Here is a 2,710-nt window from a genome sequence, read left to right as displayed (position 1 = left end):
GCGAATCCTGACCGGATAATGTCTGTGAATGAAAATGCCGGTGCGTTACCGGGCTGGCCGCTCTCGTATCCCGATTTCCTGGATTGGCAGGCGCAGAACAAGTCGTTCCGCTCGCTCGCGATCTACAACAGCAGCGGCTATCTGCTGCGCACCAGCTCCGGTACGGAGGCGGTGAAGGGCGAACGGGTAAGCGGCAGCTTCTTTCAAACCCTTGGCGTGCGTCCCATCCTCGGGCGCGACTTCAACCCCGGCGAGAATCAGCCGGGCGGCCCCAATGTAATGCTCCTGAGTTACGAGGCGTGGACCCATCGCTTTGGCGCACGGCCTAACGTGGTCGGGCAGACCGTAGACCTCGACACTCAGCCCTACACGGTCATCGGAGTGTTGCCTCGGTCGTTCTCATTCGCATTGAGCGGCGGCGCGGAGTTCTGGGTTCCCATCAACAGCCTCAGCCCGCACGAGCATTCACGCGCTTTCTATGCCTTCTTTGGAATCGGAAGACTGCGCGACGGAATCACCGTACCGTCGGCGCAGGCCGAGATGAGGACGATCTCAAAACAACTCCAGCGGCAATATGCCATCACAGGGCACGATCTGAACGCCAGTGTCATCCCTTACTCCGAAGTCGTCGTGGGCAACGTTCGACCCATTCTATTGATGCTGCTCGGTGGGGCCAGCCTGCTTCTGCTCATTGCCTGCGTCAACGTGAGCAGCCTTATTCTGGTGCGGTCGGAGAGCCGGAGGCGGGAGATTGCCGTGCGCGGAGCCTTGGGAGCAACCCCCGCGCGGCTGGTAAGGCAATTCGCAGCCGAAGGACTCCTGCTTGCGGGCCTTGGCAGCGGTGCGGGCATTGTCGTTTCAGCCGCACTCATGAGGCTCCTTGCGCGCCTCGTTCCTAAGGGCATGGCTTCGGGCATGCCGTTTCTCGACCGCGTTGGGTGGAACGCGCACACTGCCATATTCGCTGGCACAACCTCTCTACTGGCTGCATTGCTGCTGACGACAACGCCGGTGCTGCGGCTTTCCCTTCAACGGTTACGCGATGGATTGACGGATGGAGATCGCGGTGCAGCCAACAGTCTCTGGCGCAGGCTGGGAGCACATCTCGTCATCGTCGAACTTGCGATCGCAGTCGTGCTGCTTGCAAGCGCCGGTCTGTTCGGGAAGAGCCTTTATCGGCTCCTGCATGTGCCGCTCGGATTTGCGCCGAACCATATTGCAACGGTGGAGGTCGAAGCGCCCTCCTCGATTTACCAGACGAAAGATCAGGCCGTAGCCCTTTACAGAGAAGTCGCCCAGCGTGTCGCAGCGTTGCCTGGGGTTGAATCGGCGGGCCTTACGTCCCGGTTGCCGGTAGGGTGCAATTGCCCCACCGACGGCATCCGGATTGTGGGAAGGCCGTATCACGGCGAGCACAACGAGGTGAACGAGCGCCATGTCAGCGCGAGTTATCTGCCTGCGCTCAAAGCCACCCTGATGCGCGGGCGATGGTTCACCGAAGCTGATGACGCGTCTCACCCTGGAGTGGCCATCATCAATCAGGCTCTCGCGCAAAAGTACTTCCCCGGCGTCGATCCCATCGGTCAAAGTATCGCGGATGATGAAGGAGGACAACCATCCGTGTGGCAGATCGTCGGCGTTGTCGATGACATCCATGAAGGACCGCTCGATGCCGACATCGCGCCCACAGAGTATTTTCCTCTTAACCAAATAGGCGAGATCTCTTTCACTCTGGCCGCACGTTCTTCGCAGGATGCGAGCGCACTGCTGCCGGTGCTGGTCAGTACGCTTCGTCAGATCAATCCGGATCTGGGCGTATCCAATGAAGCGACCTTGAGCGAAAAAATCGGAGCGACACAGGCTGCCATGCTGCACCGCTCGTCAGCATGGCTGGTAGGAGGATTCGCAACCACAGCCCTCCTGCTCGCAGTGGTCGGGCTCTATGGAGTCATTGCCGATTCGGTAGGCCGGAGGACCCGCGAAATCGGTGTCCGCATGGCGCTTGGAGCACCGCGCAGCGCTGTGTATCGTCTCGTCGTTCGACAGGCGGTATGGCTGACCCTGGCAGGATTGGCCATCGGTCTGCTCTGCTCCCTGGCGACATCGATCCTCATGCGCAGTCTGCTGTTCGGCGTGTACGCGTGGGACCCAGTAACTTTGCTTTGCGTGGCCGTTTTACTTGGTCTGGCATCCATGGCGGCAAGCTTTCTTCCTGCCCGCCGTGCCGCATCACTCAACCCAGTAGAATCTCTTCGCGCTGAATAACGGATACTAGCCCTTGGTTCCAGAGTGCCAAAAGTGCTGCTATTCGCTTCTGAGTGCTTGAGCCGGGTCGATGGAAGCTGCACGAAAAGCTGGAATATATGCTGCCAGAAGGCCGGCGAACGCTACAGATATACAAACCACAGCAAGCACGAGTGGATCGCGGGGTGCGGCGCCGTAGAGCATCGATCTGAGCATTGGCGTAGATACCAGTGAAGCCATAGCCCCTATGCCAATTCCTGCCAGCAACAAGATCGCGGCATCGTGCAGCACCATCATCAGCACGGCGCTACGTTGCGCTCCCAGTGCCAGCCGTACACCGATCTCTCTCGTTCTTCGCGACACCGAATACGCCATGACTCCATAGAGACCCACTACTGTCAGGATCAATGCCAACCCTGCAAAAGCTCCCAGCAGTATCATCACAAATCTCGATTGAGAGAACTGA

Annotated in this window: 2 protein-coding genes; one reads left to right on the top strand and one right to left on the bottom strand. The window is 59.2% G+C overall.

The window, feature by feature from the left end:
• The coding region (locus tag VMU57_RS13375; protein ID WP_325384201.1) for an ABC transporter permease at window positions 1-2,265 on the top strand (2,265 nt) is incomplete at its 5' end.
• A gap of 39 nt (window positions 2,266-2,304) precedes the next feature.
• Here the strand turns inward: VMU57_RS13375 and VMU57_RS13370 are convergent.
• Window positions 2,305-2,710: FtsX-like permease family protein (locus VMU57_RS13370; protein WP_325384199.1), on the bottom strand; the 406-nt coding region annotated here is incomplete at its 5' end.

The sequence above is a fragment of the Edaphobacter sp. genome, assembly GCF_035532915.1.
GTDB lineage: Bacteria > Acidobacteriota > Terriglobia > Terriglobales > Acidobacteriaceae > Edaphobacter.
Note: the sequence above shows the minus strand (reverse complement) of the source record. Positions and strands in the feature narration are given on the sequence as shown.